Here is a 15,300-nt window from a genome sequence, read left to right as displayed (position 1 = left end):
ACCCGTCAATCGTTCCCCAAGTTCCTTTTTTCGATGGAAATTTAGAATTGATTTAATTAGGACTTCCGTCGATCAACGGGTTAATGGTGAAGGAAAAACAGCCAAGCTTTCCTCTCCGCCTTCAGTTACGCTTTGTACAGCAAAGAAGTAATTGTCTTTGGAATACGGTAAGGTTATGGTGGTCTCGGTAGTAAAGAATTTCTTTTCCCACATCGGAGAGGAAGTTTCGCGGATCAACACATAATAACCTTTTACTTTTCCCACTGCCGGAGCTTTCCAAAGCAGGGTAGAGGTATTGGTCAAACCTCGGACATCTATTCGTACTTCCTCCGGCATTTCCGCTGAGTTGGCCAAGGAAGCCGCGGAAGCCAGATTCACAGCAGATACTTTTCTCAGGTATTCAAAATCCATGAATTCGGGAAGGTCACCGTATTGGATTCCATTTTCCACTCTTACGTTTTCATGCTGATGGTAGAAGTTTTCGTTCATTTCTGACATTCTCACGGCCGTAAATCCGTTTCTCATGAAAGGTGTCTGATCTCCTCCACGCAGGAATCGATCGCTTCGATAGATCAATTTAACCTCCATATGATCCACGTATTTTTCCCCGTTTTCTTTGATGTATCGAGCAAGTTGACGGGACGGGCTGTCGTTGTCTGAATTGGTGGAACGGCGGATAGCAGCTCCACGCTCGTCCTCAGCCAGTGGAATTGATTCAGAGAATACCCGCATTTGGGTGTTGTTGCTGATGAGCGTCTGGGAGGAGTTGCTGTTTCCGATGATGTCATTGTTGAGGACTGCCTCTATTTTCCAGCCTTCTGCTTTTGCTTTGTCAGCAAGATAAGTTGCTCCCTTGAGGCCTTGTTCTTCACCTGTAAAAGCAACGAATAGGACGGTTGCGGAGAATTCCTTTTTGGCCAAAACCCGAGCCAGTTCAATTACAGCTGCTACGCCGCTGCCATCGTCATTGGCACCGGGAGACCCTCCGGTCGCATCCATTACGTCTTTGTTTCTGGAGTCCAGATGTCCTGAAACAATGAATATCCGATTATCGGCTGGATTTGTTCCCTTAAGTGTAGCGATCACATTGGCCACTTTGGAATCCGCAGTAATTCTCCGACCGTCTGCAGGGATCACAAACTCTTCGATTTGTGCGGTCATGCGGCCGTTGGAGGCTTTCGCAAATGAATTGAATTTGGAAAGTACATAGCGCTGTGCAGCAGGCATTCCGTTTTTCTCATCGGTGCTGAGCGTATGACGGGAATGGAAGGCAGACAAATCGTAAATGTACTTTTTGAGGGAGTCTGACGAAACCTCCTGAACCAGTTTTTCAATTTCCGGATTTCGTATGATTGTACTTTGTGCAAATGAACCGAGGGACAAAAAGCCCAGGCTCAGGGTGAATAAAATTTTTCGCATAATGAGGTTGGTTTTATCCTTAACCCTAAATTTATCCCGTAAGGTTATAAACCAACTCAAGTTTTACATGAACACATTCTCACTGCCAAAAAAAGGCGAATACCCCGGCTACTACGATACCTACCTTTCCAAAATTCCGGATGAAAATTTCTCAGTCCTTGCGCTTCAACAAATCGAAGAGTTGAAAAACCTGTTCCAATCCAAAGAACCGGGATGGGATTCCAGACCTTATGCTGCTGGAAAATGGACTCCAAAGGAAGTTTTGGGTCATATGATAGACACGGAGCGGATTATGACATTCAGGGCTTTGTGCTTTGCAAGAGGGGAAAGTAAAGCTCTGCCTGGTTTTGATCAGGATCCATATGTTCTTAATGCCCGTTTTGGGCAGGTGCCAGTTGAAAATCTACTGGCAGATTTTGAGGCCCAGAGGAAGGCTTTGTTAACCTTAATCACAACCTTAAGTGAAAGTGTATTGGATAATGTGGGAAATGCCAACGGAAATCCAATCACTCCAAGAGCCTTGTTTTGGATCATTCCAGGACATTTTATTCACCATTTTTCAATATTGAAAGAGAGATACTAAGCTATGAATTTACCTATTGCAGTTGTCGATGCGTTTACCGACAAGCCCTTTTCAGGAAATCCAGCGGGTGTTTGCCTGTTGGAAAAAACTTTGTCGGCGGAACAAATGCAGGCTATTGCCATGGAAATGAACCTGAGCGAAACCGCCTTTGTGGAACGAACCGCAGAACATGGAGTATTTTCACTTAGATGGTTTACACCCACTTTGGAAATTGACCTATGCGGACACGCTACCTTGGCATCTTCTTTTTGGATGTTACAATCCGGTTGGGCTCATGAAGGAGAAACCATTCGATTTCAGACTAGAAGTGGTGAATTGAGGGTGAAAAGTGAAGGGGGATGGCTAATCATGGATTTCCCGTTGATTCCTACGTTTACTGACACTCATCCAAGATTCAGTTTGGAGCTTTTTGGAAATCCTATAGTTCATGCTGCTCAACTCAGGAAAAACTGGATTTTTGAACTTGAAAGCGAAAAAGCTGTAAGGGAATTAATTCCAGATTTCGGAGAAATAGCAGAAAACAGTGAGGAGGGTTTTATTGTCACGGCAAAAGGAGATGGACAATACGATATTGTAAGCCGGTTTTTTGGACCCAACGTTGGAGTTCCTGAGGATCCGGTGACCGGTTTTGCCCATTGTGCTTTGATGGATTATTGGAATCAAAAGACAGGAAAAACCCAATTGAAAGCATATCAGGCAAGCAAAAGAGGAGGAGAGCTTTTTCTGGAAAAGCACGATGACCGAGTAATGATCAAAGGAAAAGCAGTCAGGGTGTTGGTGGGAACTTTAGAAATAAATTGATCCAAATGACGCAGGAAGAAAATTCCAAAGTACACCGGGTAAAAAGGGTCGTAAAGCATATTGCGAATTACTGGCTCAATGATGCCAGTTTTGTAGTGCTTTTGGTTGCACTGGTTTTTACAGTTTTTATCCTGCCAGTCCTGATTGAATATGGACATGTAAATATGTTTTTTGTCAACATCGTGTTCATATTCCTGTTTTTTACTGGGATATGGGCGTCGGACAATAAGCTTCTGATAGCGCTGACCACCCTTCTTTTCCTTGCCCAATTAGGTTTGAGAATTCTCAGAATCAGCGATTTTCCTTTTGAGTTTTATTTTCTCGAACGGATTATGGGATTACTGAATATGCTGGTATTTATATTTCTGAATATCAGATTGTTATTTAGAAATTATGAGATCAATCTTTATAGGGTGATCGGAGCGATTAATGTTTATTTATTAATCGCAATACTCGGAGCTTTTGCTTTGGAGGTTATTCAGATCAGTGTGGGGTCTTCGATTTCGGGAATAAACAAGGATTTAGAAATCATCAAGCTCAGTGGTGTAGATTCAGACTTTTCGACTTACATCTACTTTTGCTTGGTCTCCCTGACCACTGTAGGGTTTGGGGATTATACTCCTGTCAACATCATGTCAAAAATGCTCGCAGTCATGCTTTCCACAATTGGAGTACTTTATCCTGCAGTAGTGATTGCTAAGTTGGTAGGGACAAGTACCCATTCAAAGTAATGAGATTTTCCGCTCCTGTAAAATCAACTCCCACTGTGCTTATTTCCTGCTTAATTTTTAATCAAACTTAGAATCAGAACTATGAGAAAAATTTACTTACTCTTCCTCGGGGTCTTGCTTTGCGGCATTTCCCTGGCTCAGGAAACCCGTAAAATCCCAATTGAGTCCAAGGTAGAATCAACTGCTGAAGTGACGATCAAAGGCAAGCGGGTTCCCTACAAAGCAACTGCAGGAACTCAGCCGGTATGGGACGAAAAGGGCGAACCAATAGCATCCCTTTTCTACACCTACTACGAGAGAACTGATGTGACTGACAAAACGAAACGGCCCTTGGTGATCAGTTTTAATGGTGGTCCAGGTTCTGCTTCCATTTGGATGCATTTGGCCTACACAGGGCCTGTCTTGCTCAATATAGACGATGAGGGCTATCCGGTACAGCCGTATGGGACAAAGTCAAATCCCCACTCCATTCTGGATGTCGCTGACATCGTTTATGTCGATCCTGTAAATACAGGATATTCCAGAATTGTAAAAGAAGACACGCCAAGAAGTACCTTTTTCGGAATCAATTCTGATATCAAGTATTTGGCAGATTGGGTCAATACCTTCGTGACCCGTGCAAACAGATGGGCTTCACCAAAGTATTTGATCGGCGAAAGTTATGGAACTACCCGGGTTGCAGGTTTGGTGGCCCAACTGCAAAATTCCCATTGGATGTATTTCAACGGGGTAATTCTGGTGTCCCCAACTGATATGGGAATAGACAGAGGAGGTCCGGTGAAAATGGCCAACTATTGGCCTTACTATGCTGCTACTGCCTGGTATCACAAAGCCCTTCCTGCCGAATTGCAAGCGAAGGATTTGGATGAAATTTTAGCGATCGTAGAACCGATGGCGATTAATGAAATTCTTCCTGCCATGACCAAAGGAGGTATGCTTTCTGAGGCTGAGAGGGATGCCATCGCTACTAAAATGGCCTACTATTCGGGGTTGAAGAAAGAGGCGATCCTTCAGTATAACCTGATGGTTCCAACCAGCTTTTTCTGGAAAGAACTCTTGAGAGAGCGTGATGGAATGACCGTTGGCCGTTTGGACAGCCGATACAAAGGCTTTGATCGGATGGAAGCAGGTTCTGCCTATGATTTCGATCCGGCTTTGACTAGTTGGAACCATGCCTTTGCACCGGCATTCCAGACTTATGCCAAAAACGTCCTGAAATTCAACACTGATCTGACTTATAACCTTTTCGGCCCCGTCAATCCTTGGGACAGAACCAATGAAACAACCGGATATGATTTGGGAACTGCCATGCGTCAGAATCCATACCTTCATCTGATGGTCCAGTCCGGATATTTTGATGGAGGAACTGACTACTTTAATGCGAAGTACAGTACTTGGCACATTGATCCAAATGGAAAAATGAAGGACCGAATTGACTTCAAAGGCTATCGCTCCGGCCACATGATGTATCTGAGAGCCGAGGATTTAGCCACATCCAATGAAGATATCCGTCAGTTTATTATCAAGTCATCTGTGGCTCCTGGAAAGCCAGCCAAATATTGAAAATGAATTGATCGAGCAATTTCAGATCAGGAAAGCCCGGGAGAAATTCCGGGCTTTTTTAGGTCCATTTTTGAAAATCGGAAATCGAGTGGATGGGCTCTTTTATTCCCAAAAGGTGTCCCAAAATCCCCAATATGTCACTGAGTTTTTTTCCTTCTTTTCTCAAATATTGAATGGAAGTAGCTCCCTCGGATTTAGAGAGTTTTTCCTGTTTTTCTCCTTTGATCAAGGCATGGTGGGAAAAAGTGATTTTGGAAAACTGGTCATATCCCAGTTTTTTGGCCAAATCCAATTGGGCCAATGTCGAGCTGTACAGGTCTTTTCCTCTTATGATTAAATCCACGCCAAAATGCATATCATCCACGACGGAGGTCAGGTGGTAAGCAGGCAATCTGTCTTTTTTTCGAACTACATAAAATGCGGTATCCTGAGGAATCAAGGCAGAAATCATTTGCCCGGGATACTCGGTGAAAACAACTTCATCAGATTCCATGGTATTCACCCTCCAAGCTACTTCCAGCTTGTCTAGTGAAAGTCTCCGGTCCAGGCATTGGCCCAGGTAATACCCTGAGGAATCCAGCATCTGGATTTTCTTTCGGGAGCAGTCGCATGCAAACAAACTTCCACCGGATCTAAGTTTTTCCAAGGCATTTTCATAAAGGCCCATGCGATGGATTTGAGACCATTCTGTTTCAAATTCTTTCAGGTTTTTTGGTCCCAAGTCAATGTTGATTTCCAAAAAATCAAGGGTATCAAAAATATCCTGAACATACTCCGGTCGATACCTTTCCCGGTCCAGATCATCTATCCGAAGCAGAATTTTGGCTCCGGTTTTTTCTGCAAGAGCCTTGGTCATGAGAAAGGAATAGGCATTTCCTAAATGCAAAAATCCGCTGGGTGTGGGTGCAATACGGGTTAAACTGAACTTCATCCGGCCAAATTAGCTAGATTGGATCAAAAAAAGCATGAAACACCACTTGCTTGGGCTCTACTTTTTGGCCTTTCTATTCGGTTGCAATTCCAACTCCGAAATCCCTGTGACTGGCCGGGACTATATTTTGAAGTCTATTGCCTACCACGATCCCAAAGGGCTTTGGAAAGAGTTGAAAGCCACCTTTGTAATTCAGGACAGCTTACCGGCCGGCCGTGATTCCCGTTTTTATGAATTTTCGGTTGACAATTCCCAAAACAAACTGATTTATAAAATCGAAGGACTTCACTACATCGTCTGGAATGATTCGGTGCAGGTTTTTGAGGGAGAAATTGAAAAAGAGAGAGCCCTGAGGATGCGGAATTATTACCAATACCTCTGGGGATTACCGATGAAACTGATGGATGAAGGCACTAAGATCGAAGATTCGGTCCGAATGGAAACTGTAAATGGAGTCAATTATCATGTAGTCCGCGTACCGTATGAAAAGGACATTTGGTATTTCTTTCTGGAGCCAGAGACCTATCGGATGGCTGGATACAAATTTTACCAGGATGAGCCAAACCTCAAAGGCGAGATCATTTACCTTGATGGGGAAGAAGAATTCAAAGGATTGAAAATCCCAAAAAACCGGACTTGGTACAGAACAGAAACTCCGGAATTTCTTGGAACGGATAAACTGCTGGAGATCAAGTCTCAGGAATGAACAGTTTCCTTAAGGTACTTTAACGGAAGCCATTTTTCATTCATGTATGCGATGCTGTAATTTGCAGGAGCAATGAAGATCCCTGTTTTCCTGTTTTGTTTCTTCCTACTGACCCTTTCGGTTTGGGCTCAATCGAGCTATTCCGGAAATGTGCTTGATGCTTTTGACAAAAAGTATCTGGAAGGTGTGACTGTTTCTGTAGCAGGAAAAGGGAGTACCCAGACTAATTCCCGTGGATATTTCAATGTTTCGGGAGTAATGGGCGACACCCTGATCTTGAGTTTTCCGGGATTTATTGATCAAAAAGTTGTTTTAGGTCAGGACAAGTTTCTGTTGCTTCAGATTCAGGATAAGGCAAGATTGCTTCCGACTTTTCAAGTGGATGCAGAGCCCTATCGCTTCAGATTTCGAGACGGGAAACTGTACCTAGCTGAAGATGAATCGGAACAGGAAAGGAGCTTATCGAAGGGTGTTAGTATGGGTACCGGAACATCCGATGGAGGAGGGGGATTGGCCATTTACGGGCCAATCAGTTATTTCACCAAACGGAATACCCAACTTCGGCGGTATGAGGCCCGACTGGAATGGATCAAGCGGAGACAAGGGTACCTTGAGGTGATTGATTCAGACTCTATCCGAACTGTATTGATGGAAAGCTATAAACTTGATCGAAAGGATTGGGATGAAATGATCATCCGATTCAATGAATTTCACTTGAATCATGAGTTTTTGGATTGGTCAAAAGACCGGGTAATTGCCAGCTTGAAGGAATTTCTTAGGATTGAGTCTCTTTTGGAGAATTAACTTTTACGCTTGAATGACCAAGTGACGAAAAACTTGGCAACGGTTTCCCCCGAGGCAGTTCTACCGGTGGAAATCATTGTCAATTGCGAAGTATCACCGGGACGGAGGCCTTCGATCAAATTAAAAAGTTCGGTTCCCTGATCACAAGTGAAAGCGATTTTTGAATTGGCTTTTTTGTAATACTCCGCCCGAAAATCAACCACCAACATGCTGAATTGGCCTCTTCCTGCCAAAGCTAACTGGCAAAGTGCTCCGGTGCTTAGTTCTGCGGCTCCTGCCAAAGCGGCAAAATAAATTGATTTGAATGGATTCTGTGAGCGCCAGAAATAGGGAATAGTCACCACACATTCTTCTGAAGTCAAACTCTTTACTTTCAGTTTCCAGAAAATAGCAGAGGGAAGTTTGACTAGCATGGCAAACCAAAAAATCAGGGGATTGGTCATTTTACGCCGGTAGTCCAATGCTGCAGGAGTTAGTTTTTCTGAATTGGATTTCATTTTCAGTGATTTTGGATCAAAATACTAAAATTAGCTTGATGGGCGTACCTTGGTACCGTTTTTGAAACTACTTCAAAAAGAAATAAAATAAACATGAAAAAGATAGTTCTAATTTTTGCGGTCGGGCTTTTGGCATATGGATGTGCCACGGTTCCTTTGACCGGGAGAAGTCAGTTGGCCATGGTGTCAAGTGCAGAAATTCAGCCATTGGTAAACGAAGAGTACAATAAAGCAAAATCCTCCAGTAAGATTTTGACCACTACCGCTGAAGGTAAAAAAGTAGTCCGCGTAGGGGAAAAAATGGCAAAGGCGGTTGAAGCCTATTTGATTTCAGAAGGATATGAAAGCTTGGTAAAGGAGTTTGCCTGGGAATTTAATCTGTTGGAAAGTGACCAAGTAAATGCTTGGTGTATGCCGGGAGGAAAAGTGGCTTTTTACACCGGGATCATGCCAATTTGCCAGGATGAGACAGGGATTGCAGTGGTAATGGGTCACGAAATTGCTCACGCAGTAGCATCTCATGCCCGCGAAAGAATGTCCAACGGTATGATGTTGAACATGGGTATGTCGGCTGTTTCCACTGCTATGGGGCAAAATCCTACCATGACGCAGCAGATTTTGCTTCAGTCAATCGGTATGGGGAGTGAACTGGGAATGTTGAGTTTCTCCAGAAAACATGAACTTGAGGCAGACGAAATGGGCCTTATTTTCATGGCGATGGCAGGCTATGATCCGAGACAGGCTCCGATTTTCTGGGAGAGAATGTCCAAATCAGGAGGCGCAGCACCACCGGAATTTCTATCCACGCACCCTGGACCAGATCGCCGAATTGAGCGTTTAAATGCCAATATGCCAAAAGCAATGGAGTACTACGAGAAGGCTAAATAGGAGTTTGTTAAAAGCTTTTGAAGAGAAAGAGCCCGAATTCAAATCTAGAATTCGGGCTCTTTTCTCAGACCACTGTGCCATCAAAACTTATCGATTTATATCTCAACTGAGGCTGATTGCCAGACCTAATCACTTATTCCCAAATCCCCTCAATTTTACCTGTGTTAGTTTTCTCTTGGTATCCAAAGGGAAATCACCTTTCATCATCCAATCGTAATAGCCAGGCTCCTCTTTCAAGGCCTGATCGATGGTTTTTCCTTTGTGTTTACCGAAGTTGAAGATTTCCTGTCCTTGGGAATTGAAAACAAATCTTCCGGCCAAATCCACCATTTTTTCATTGACCATCTCGTGGATTTTTTTCATGTCATTTTGAAAAATACCTACTTTGTTTCCTTGCAAATCTTCCACTTCCTCGCCCTGATATCGCTCTACTTGAGCTTGGAAAACGTCCAAGGTTGCCAAGGTATCTGCCTCGGCACTGTGGGCATTTTCGAGTGTTCTTCCACAATAAAACTTGTAGGCTGCGGTGAGATTTCGCTTTTCCATCAGGAAGAAAATTTTCTGAGCATCAAGTAGATTTCTTCTTTCCAGATCAAAATCAATTCCCGACCTTAAAAATTCCTCAACCAAAAGTGGAATGTCATATTTCAGCACATTAAATCCTCCCAAATCAGCCTGACCGATAAACTGCTGAACGTCCTTGGCAATATCCTTGAAGAAGGGCTCATTTTTGACATCCTTGTCGTAAATCCCATGAATCAACGATGCTTCAAGCGGAATGGGAATTCCAGGATTGACGCGCTTGGTATAGATTTCTCGGCCTTCATCCGGATGGAGTTTGACAATGGAAATCTCCACAATTCGGTCCGTTCCCACATTGGTGCCGGTAGCTTCCAGATCAAAAAATGCAATCGGGTTTCTTAGATTAAGCTTCATGGGTGTTGAATTTTGCTTTTAGAGGTTCCAGATCCAGGTTGTCGTAATTACCCGAACTCATCAAAAGCAGGTTAGTATTGGAATAATTTTGGGTCAAAAGGTAGTCTTTTAAAGCCTGACTTTCGGTAAAAAGCTTCAAATCTGCCCGCTTAAATCCTTCACGCAAGGTAGCCTCATCCATAAGTTCCAGCTTTTTCAAAGCCACAGCATGAGGATTGAGGTAGATTATCGCCTCATCTGCCTCATCCATAGAATGGGCATAATTAGGAAGAAAGGCTTTGTTTAAGGATGAATAGGTGTGAAGTTCCTGTACGGCAATCAACCTCCGCTCGGGAAATTGGTTTTTCACCGCATTTACGGTTGCTTTCAATTTGGATGGGGCATGTGCAAAGTCCCTGAATAGGATTCCGGAAGTGCCTGCTGCCAAGACTTCCTGACGTTTTGCGGCTCCTTTGAACGAACCGATGGATCGATAAAATTGCTCCTTGCTGACTCCCAAGGCACGGCAGATTTCCAAGGCTCCCTGAAGATTTTGAAGGTTATGATCTCCGAATACTCCGATTTCAACCAATCCTGATTCTGTTTTTAGATAGGTCTTTCCTTCCTGAATTTCAGCTGGATGGGCTTGATAGGGTGTTTTTTGACCGGGAGTTGAGCTTTTTTCAGCTGCTTCTTTGACCAAGGGATCTACAGCACAATAGATCAGTTCACCCTCGATAAGGGTCCGGTCCATCAACTTGGAAAACTGTGCCTTGTAATCTTCAAAATCAGGGAAAACATTGAAGTGATCCCAGGCGATCCCACTGACCAAGGCAATGTCGTGGCGGTAATGAAAGAACTTTGGAGTTCTGTCAATTGGGGAGGTTAGGTATTCGTCCCCCTCAATCACGATAACCGGAGCATCCGAAAGCCTAACCATTAGATCAAAACCTTCAATTTGGGCGCCCACGAGGTAATCGAAATCGACGTTTTGGTCTTTTAAGACATGGAGAATCATGGAAGTAATCGAAGTTTTCCCATGAGATCCTGCAATCACGACCCGCTTTTTGGTTTGACTTTGATTATAGATGAATTCAGGAAAAGAGAAAACCGGAACCCCTAATTCCTGAGCCCGAATCAATTCGGGATTGTCTATACGGGCATGCATTCCAAGAATTATTCCGTCCAGATCGGAGGTGATTTTTTCCGGAAACCAACCATATGCAGCGGGTAAAATTCCCGCTCTTTCCAATCGGGTTCGGGAGGGCTCGTAGATTTCATCGTCGGATCCAGTCACCTGATAGCCTTTTTGGACAAGAGCAAGCGCGAGATTGTGCATGACAGCTCCACCAATAGCGATGAAGTGGTACTTTTTCATAGGGGATAATCAGGAATAATATGACCTGCCAAACTTAAAAATAAAATGCGGGTGCTCAGGGTTAATGCTTTTTTCATTTTTGAGATTTTTTGAGCCGGAGGGTTTTTGGCTATTTTCGCCCAGTTATTTTTCAAATTATGATTGACGACAAGTACGCTTATTTGATTCTTTCGCTGCTGTATATGGTGGCCTGGCTGGTGGTTTTTGTTAAAAACCCCTGGAAAAGTGGAATGATAAAAGTGGGAGCCATCGGAGGTATCATGGGAGTAATTGCTGAGGTGTGGTACTTTCAGGATTATTGGAGACCACCGACGCTTTTTGGAGTAGGGATAGTCGGAGTTGAAGATTACATCATCGGGTTTGCATTGTTTGGAGTAGGGGGATACATCCATTCTTCCTTTACCCGAAAGGAGATCGATTTCGAACGTCAGACCGCTGCAAAGAATAGGGATTTCTTTTTCCTCTGGCTGATAGGATGCGCAAGTTTGACTGTTTTCAGCCTTATTTTAAAAATTCATTCAGGATATGTTACCTTTTTGACTTTCATGGCTTTATCGATTTACATCTGGATTCAAAGGCCGGATTTGATTTACCTTTCTTTGGTCTCAGGTGTGGCTACTTTGGCCATTACCTTGGTAATTTATTATCTCAATTTTCAGATCCTTTTCCCTCATTTCTGGGAGACCTACGGTATGCTTGATGAGCCTGTTTTGGGCTTGAAAATTTTCGGAATTCCCCTTTCAGAGATTCTTTGGCACTCGAGCTGGGCAATTCTTTGCTCCATGTTTCGAGGCTATCGAAACGGAGTTTACTATAAAGTAAGCACCTGATCAGGGCCTGATTTTTGCTTTCATGTCAATGTTGATAAGTCTGGGAAAACTTGTTAAAAACTCTTGCTTCCCAGCAGATACATTTGCTCTATGACCGATAATACCAACCAACCGCGAATCATCCGAAAAAAGCCATCTTACGAAAATCCTACCAACTTTTTGGGCAAAGTTCCTCCCCAAGCTGTAGAACTGGAAGAAGCTGTCCTAGGTGCATTGATGCTCGAAAAGGATGCGCTGACGAATGTAATCGACATTCTTAAGGTGGAAAGTTTTTACAAAGAGTCACACAAAGTGATTTTTCAGGCTATTTTGGATCTTTTCACCGAAAGTCAGCCTATTGACCTGCTTACCGTGACTACTCAACTCCGTAAAAACGGGGCTTTGGAGATTGCAGGAGGGGCTTTTTACATTACCGAACTTACTTCTAAAGTTGCCTCTGCGGCAAATATTGAATACCATGCCCGGATAATTACCGAGCAGTCCATCAAGCGCGAATTGATCCGTATTTCCGGGGAAATCCAAAAGGATGCCTTCGAAGATACGACCGACGTGTTTGAGCTTTTGGATAAAATGGAACAGTCTCTTTTCGAGATTTCTGAGAAAAACATCCGGAAAAACTACTCCGATATGCGCTCCATCATGCGGGAGGCAATCATCGAACTGGAAGCCCGAAAACTTCAAAAAGACGGTTTGACCGGTGTTCCATCCGGATTTACAGCTTTGGACCGAGTAACCTCCGGTTGGCAAAAGTCCGACCTTGTAATTATTGCTGCACGTCCGGCGATGGGTAAGACGGCTTTTGTTCTTTCTGTTTTGAGAAATGCAGCTGTGGATCACAATCGTCCCGTAGCTATTTTTTCACTGGAAATGTCCTCTGTTCAACTGGTGAACCGTTTGATTTCCTCTGAGGCTGAACTCGATTCAGAAAAAATCAAAAAAGGCTCACTTGCTGATCACGAATGGGCTCAACTGGTTCACAAAACGGCCAAACTTTCCAAAGCGCCACTATTCGTAGACGACACACCTGCTTTGTCCATTCTGGAATTGAGAGCAAAATGCCGAAAACTGAAAGCTCAGCATGACATTCAGATGGTCGTAATTGACTATCTCCAGCTGATGTCCGGCGACTCAAAAAGTGGTGGACAGGGTGGAAACCGTGAACAGGAGATTGCCAGTATTTCGCGAGCTTTGAAAAAAATTGCCAAGGAACTCAGTATTCCGGTGATCGCACTTTCCCAGTTGTCCAGAGCTGTGGAAACTAGGGGAGGAGACAAGCGGCCTCAGCTTTCTGACCTTCGTGAATCAGGCGCCATTGAGCAGGATGCGGATATGGTTATGTTCCTCTACCGTCCCGAATACTATGGCATCACTCAGGACGAGGACAATCACTCCACTGCTGGAGTGGGTGAGGTAATCATCGCCAAGCACCGAAACGGTTCTTTGGAAAATGTCAAACTTCGGTTTATTGGTAAATACACCAAGTTTACTGACTTGGATTCTGGTATCAATTACCCTCCCAATCAGGCAGTTGAAACGACTTATTCCCAGAAATTTACCTCAGGTTCCACTGGGGTTTCAGCTTTTGAATCTGGCAATACAATTAAGATTTCCAGCCGGGCAAATGAAGATGATATCGATGACGTGTTTAAACGAGATAACGGTCCGGTAGCCTTCTAATTTCCATGAAAGCAATTGTACTTAACAGACAAATCGAGTCAGGAATAGAACTTGTAGACCTGCCAATACCTGCAATTGGTCCTGGTGAAGCCTTAGTCCGTATCAAGGCAGCTGCCCTTAATCACCGCGACGAATGGTGTCGCCAGGGTCAATACGCTAATTTAAGAGACGGTGCTATCATGGGTTCAGATGGGGCTGGCATTGTGGAAGTTGTTTCTCCAAATGTCGATTCTACTTGGATTGGTAAAGAGGTAATCATTAACCCAGCGATAAACTGGGGATCCAATCAGGCTGCTCAAAGCAAAGCCTTCGAAGTTCTTGGTGTTCCCCGGAATGGAACCCTGTCAGAATACATGGTAGTTCCGGCAGATCGCTTGGTGGAAAAACCTGTCCATCTTACCTGGGAAGAAGCTGCGGCATTGCCTTTAGCCGGAGTAACTGCCTACCGGGCGTTGATTTACCAAGGACAGGCTCAAGCTGGAGATCAGGTGTTGGTAACAGGTTTTGGAGGTGGAGTGGCTCAGTTTGCTGCTCAGTTTTCACTTGCATTGGGAGCAAAGCTTGGGGTAAGTAGCAGTCGGTCCTCCAAATTGGATCATGCCAAAACCATGGGGGCATCTTTTGCCTTCAATTACCTGGAAGCGGATTGGGTTACCAAAGCCTTGGAAACTACCGGAGGGTTTGGTTTGATCATTGACGGGGCGTCCGGTGATGCTATTAATAATCTCACTCAGGTTTGTAAACCGGGTGGAAAAATCGTCATTTACGGCGCTACCCTTGGTCCTCCAAACAGGCTGGAAGCCAGGAGAATTTTTTGGAATCAGTTGAAAATCATCGGTTCAACGATGGGGTCAGATCAGGATTTTTCGAATATGATCTCTTTTGTAAAGCAACATGAGATCCATCCGGTGATCGACCAGGTTTTTTCTTTGGCGGATACTTTAAAGGCCTTTGAGCGGATGAGGGCAGGTGATCAACTTGGGAAAATTGTAATCACTCTTTGATTTGCTCATAGGTTTGGGTGAATTCCTTCCTGGCAATCCGATAGATTTCGTTTTTTTCAAGTGGGATTACTAAGAAATCGCCAGATTTAACAATGATTGTCTCTTTCCAGGGAGCCTGAAACTCCAAAGAATCCTTTGCTCCCAATTTTTCCAATTCAGCTTTAGTCACTTCCAAAGCATAGACTTCGCCTTTTGGGCGATAGCATCCCCATCCATTTCCCAAGGAGTCCATGAGGGTATATTTCTTTTCAAAAGTTTCAGCCTTAACGAGGTAACGTTCCTTGGCAGAGGTTTGGTTTTCAACCAGCCAATCGCCTTTTTCGGCTGTATTTTGAGTTTCAAATCCGTCACTGGTCATTGTAATTACATGAAGACCAGGCTCGGCTTTTTTTGCCCGTACAAGACTTCGTTTTTTAAATCTCTTCCCAGCACTTTCCATGATGGGTAAAAAGTGTGTTAACATTTCTTTTTGGGTAATCATAGCAAAAATCAATTCTGGTGATTTGGAACAAGTTCAATTTAGTAAATTGATTTTCAATTCATTCAAACCCTTTTTTAAAAAAACCTGATTTT

The 15,300-nt window shown here is 43.8% G+C and carries 16 protein-coding genes; 10 read left to right on the top strand and 6 right to left on the bottom strand.

What is annotated here, in order from left to right:
• Window positions 1–72 precede the first annotated feature (72 nt).
• Window positions 73–1,419 (bottom strand): M28 family metallopeptidase, encoded by a 1,347-nt coding sequence (locus tag D0X99_RS10015; RefSeq protein ID WP_119477663.1) that lies wholly within the window; start codon window positions 1,417–1,419, stop codon window positions 73–75.
• Window positions 1,420–1,486: 67 nt separating this feature from the next.
• Here D0X99_RS10015 and D0X99_RS10010 point away from each other — a divergent pair, with 67 nt between their 5' ends.
• The 4 genes from D0X99_RS10010 (at window position 1,487) to D0X99_RS09995 (ending at window position 5,097) form a co-directional block, all read left to right on the top strand.
• Window positions 1,487–2,002 (top strand): DinB family protein, encoded by a 516-nt coding sequence (locus tag D0X99_RS10010; protein WP_119477661.1) that lies wholly within the window; start codon window positions 1,487–1,489, stop codon window positions 2,000–2,002.
• A gap of 3 nt (window positions 2,003–2,005) precedes the next feature.
• Window positions 2,006–2,803 (top strand): PhzF family phenazine biosynthesis protein, encoded by a 798-nt coding sequence (locus tag D0X99_RS10005; RefSeq protein WP_119477659.1) that lies wholly within the window; start codon window positions 2,006–2,008, stop codon window positions 2,801–2,803.
• A 5-nt stretch (window positions 2,804–2,808) separates the two neighbouring features.
• Complete coding sequence (locus D0X99_RS10000) at window positions 2,809–3,534, top strand: potassium channel family protein (RefSeq protein WP_119477657.1); 726 nt, start codon at window positions 2,809–2,811, stop codon at window positions 3,532–3,534.
• An 81-nt stretch (window positions 3,535–3,615) separates the two neighbouring features.
• Window positions 3,616–5,097: a S10 family peptidase gene (locus tag D0X99_RS09995; protein ID WP_119477655.1), complete on the top strand. Its 1,482-nt coding sequence runs from the start codon at window positions 3,616–3,618 to the stop codon at window positions 5,095–5,097.
• A 58-nt stretch (window positions 5,098–5,155) separates the two neighbouring features.
• Here the strand turns inward: D0X99_RS09995 and D0X99_RS09990 are convergent, their stop codons facing one another.
• On the bottom strand, window positions 5,156–6,028 hold the full coding sequence (locus D0X99_RS09990; protein WP_119477653.1) for a glutamate--tRNA ligase family protein: 873 nt from the start codon (window positions 6,026–6,028) through the stop codon (window positions 5,156–5,158).
• 34 nt (window positions 6,029–6,062) lie between these two features.
• Between D0X99_RS09990 and D0X99_RS09985 the strand changes: the two genes are divergently transcribed.
• Window positions 6,063–6,734, top strand: coding sequence for a DUF6503 family protein (locus D0X99_RS09985; RefSeq protein ID WP_119477651.1), 672 nt, complete (start codon window positions 6,063–6,065; stop codon window positions 6,732–6,734).
• Window positions 6,735–6,806: 72 nt separating this feature from the next.
• On the top strand, window positions 6,807–7,538 hold the full coding sequence (locus tag D0X99_RS09980) for a peptidase associated/transthyretin-like domain-containing protein (protein ID WP_119477649.1): 732 nt from the start codon (window positions 6,807–6,809) through the stop codon (window positions 7,536–7,538).
• On the opposite strand, the gene D0X99_RS09975 is transcribed toward D0X99_RS09980, so the two are convergent.
• Window positions 7,535–8,035, bottom strand: coding sequence for a DUF4442 domain-containing protein (locus tag D0X99_RS09975; protein WP_119477647.1), 501 nt, complete (start codon window positions 8,033–8,035; stop codon window positions 7,535–7,537). The genes D0X99_RS09980 and D0X99_RS09975 overlap by 4 nt on opposite strands.
• 93 nt (window positions 8,036–8,128) lie before the next feature.
• On the opposite strand from D0X99_RS09975, the gene D0X99_RS09970 reads away from it, so the two are divergent.
• Complete coding sequence (locus tag D0X99_RS09970; protein ID WP_119477645.1) at window positions 8,129–8,923, top strand: M48 family metallopeptidase; 795 nt, start codon at window positions 8,129–8,131, stop codon at window positions 8,921–8,923.
• Between the two features lie 129 nt (window positions 8,924–9,052).
• Here D0X99_RS09970 and D0X99_RS09965 read toward each other — a convergent pair whose 3' ends face one another.
• The gene (locus D0X99_RS09965) at window positions 9,053–9,859 is read right to left on the bottom strand and encodes a 3'-5' exonuclease (RefSeq protein WP_119477643.1); all 807 of its coding nucleotides are present in this window, start codon (window positions 9,857–9,859) and stop codon (window positions 9,053–9,055) included.
• Window positions 9,849–11,216 (bottom strand): UDP-N-acetylmuramate--L-alanine ligase, encoded by a 1,368-nt coding sequence (locus tag D0X99_RS09960; RefSeq protein WP_119477642.1) that lies wholly within the window; start codon window positions 11,214–11,216, stop codon window positions 9,849–9,851. Before D0X99_RS09960 ends, D0X99_RS09965 begins: the two co-directional genes overlap by 11 nt.
• 137 nt (window positions 11,217–11,353) lie before the next feature.
• Here D0X99_RS09960 and D0X99_RS09955 point away from each other — a divergent pair, with 137 nt between their 5' ends.
• From D0X99_RS09955 to D0X99_RS09945, 3 genes are all read left to right on the top strand, one after another.
• Window positions 11,354–12,046: a lycopene cyclase domain-containing protein gene (locus D0X99_RS09955; RefSeq protein WP_119477641.1), complete on the top strand. Its 693-nt coding sequence runs from the start codon at window positions 11,354–11,356 to the stop codon at window positions 12,044–12,046.
• Window positions 12,047–12,136: 90 nt separating this feature from the next.
• Window positions 12,137–13,723: a replicative DNA helicase gene (gene dnaB / locus D0X99_RS09950; RefSeq protein WP_119477640.1), complete on the top strand. Its 1,587-nt coding sequence runs from the start codon at window positions 12,137–12,139 to the stop codon at window positions 13,721–13,723.
• Window positions 13,724–13,728: 5 nt separating this feature from the next.
• Complete coding sequence (locus tag D0X99_RS09945; protein WP_119477639.1) at window positions 13,729–14,727, top strand: zinc-binding dehydrogenase; 999 nt, start codon at window positions 13,729–13,731, stop codon at window positions 14,725–14,727.
• Here D0X99_RS09945 and D0X99_RS09940 read toward each other — a convergent pair.
• Window positions 14,717–15,190, bottom strand: a complete 474-nt coding sequence (locus tag D0X99_RS09940; protein ID WP_147392215.1) for a hypothetical protein — start codon at window positions 15,188–15,190, stop codon at window positions 14,717–14,719. The two genes, D0X99_RS09945 and D0X99_RS09940, sit on opposite strands and share 11 nt — an antisense overlap.
• Window positions 15,191–15,300 lie beyond the last annotated feature (110 nt).

The organism is Algoriphagus lacus (assembly GCF_003583985.1).
Lineage (GTDB): Bacteria > Bacteroidota > Bacteroidia > Cytophagales > Cyclobacteriaceae > Algoriphagus > Algoriphagus lacus.
This window is presented reverse-complemented; position numbering and strand designations above follow the sequence as displayed.

What these genes read in the sequence shown, in the direction of transcription:
- D0X99_RS09945 (WP_119477639.1), top strand. Translation starts at nt 13,729, where the DNA reads ATGAAAGCAATTGTACTTAACAGACAAATCGAGTCAGGAATAGAACTT.
- D0X99_RS09960 (WP_119477642.1), bottom strand. Translation starts at nt 11,216, where the DNA reads ATGAAAAAGTACCACTTCATCGCTATTGGTGGAGCTGTCATGCACAAT.
- D0X99_RS10015 (WP_119477663.1), bottom strand. Translation starts at nt 1,419, where the DNA reads ATGCGAAAAATTTTATTCACCCTGAGCCTGGGCTTTTTGTCCCTCGGT.
- D0X99_RS09965 (WP_119477643.1), bottom strand. Translation starts at nt 9,859, where the DNA reads ATGAAGCTTAATCTAAGAAACCCGATTGCATTTTTTGATCTGGAAGCT.
- dnaB (WP_119477640.1), top strand. Translation starts at nt 12,137, where the DNA reads ATGACCGATAATACCAACCAACCGCGAATCATCCGAAAAAAGCCATCT.
- D0X99_RS10010 (WP_119477661.1), top strand. Translation starts at nt 1,487, where the DNA reads ATGAACACATTCTCACTGCCAAAAAAAGGCGAATACCCCGGCTACTAC.
- D0X99_RS09955 (WP_119477641.1), top strand. Translation starts at nt 11,354, where the DNA reads ATGATTGACGACAAGTACGCTTATTTGATTCTTTCGCTGCTGTATATG.
- D0X99_RS09975 (WP_119477647.1), bottom strand. Translation starts at nt 8,035, where the DNA reads ATGAAATCCAATTCAGAAAAACTAACTCCTGCAGCATTGGACTACCGG.
- D0X99_RS10005 (WP_119477659.1), top strand. Translation starts at nt 2,006, where the DNA reads ATGAATTTACCTATTGCAGTTGTCGATGCGTTTACCGACAAGCCCTTT.
- D0X99_RS09990 (WP_119477653.1), bottom strand. Translation starts at nt 6,028, where the DNA reads ATGAAGTTCAGTTTAACCCGTATTGCACCCACACCCAGCGGATTTTTG.
- D0X99_RS09980 (WP_119477649.1), top strand. Translation starts at nt 6,807, where the DNA reads ATGAAGATCCCTGTTTTCCTGTTTTGTTTCTTCCTACTGACCCTTTCG.
- D0X99_RS10000 (WP_119477657.1), top strand. Translation starts at nt 2,809, where the DNA reads ATGACGCAGGAAGAAAATTCCAAAGTACACCGGGTAAAAAGGGTCGTA.
- D0X99_RS09995 (WP_119477655.1), top strand. Translation starts at nt 3,616, where the DNA reads ATGAGAAAAATTTACTTACTCTTCCTCGGGGTCTTGCTTTGCGGCATT.
- D0X99_RS09985 (WP_119477651.1), top strand. Translation starts at nt 6,063, where the DNA reads ATGAAACACCACTTGCTTGGGCTCTACTTTTTGGCCTTTCTATTCGGT.
- D0X99_RS09970 (WP_119477645.1), top strand. Translation starts at nt 8,129, where the DNA reads ATGAAAAAGATAGTTCTAATTTTTGCGGTCGGGCTTTTGGCATATGGA.
- D0X99_RS09940 (WP_147392215.1), bottom strand. Translation starts at nt 15,190, where the DNA reads ATGTTAACACACTTTTTACCCATCATGGAAAGTGCTGGGAAGAGATTT.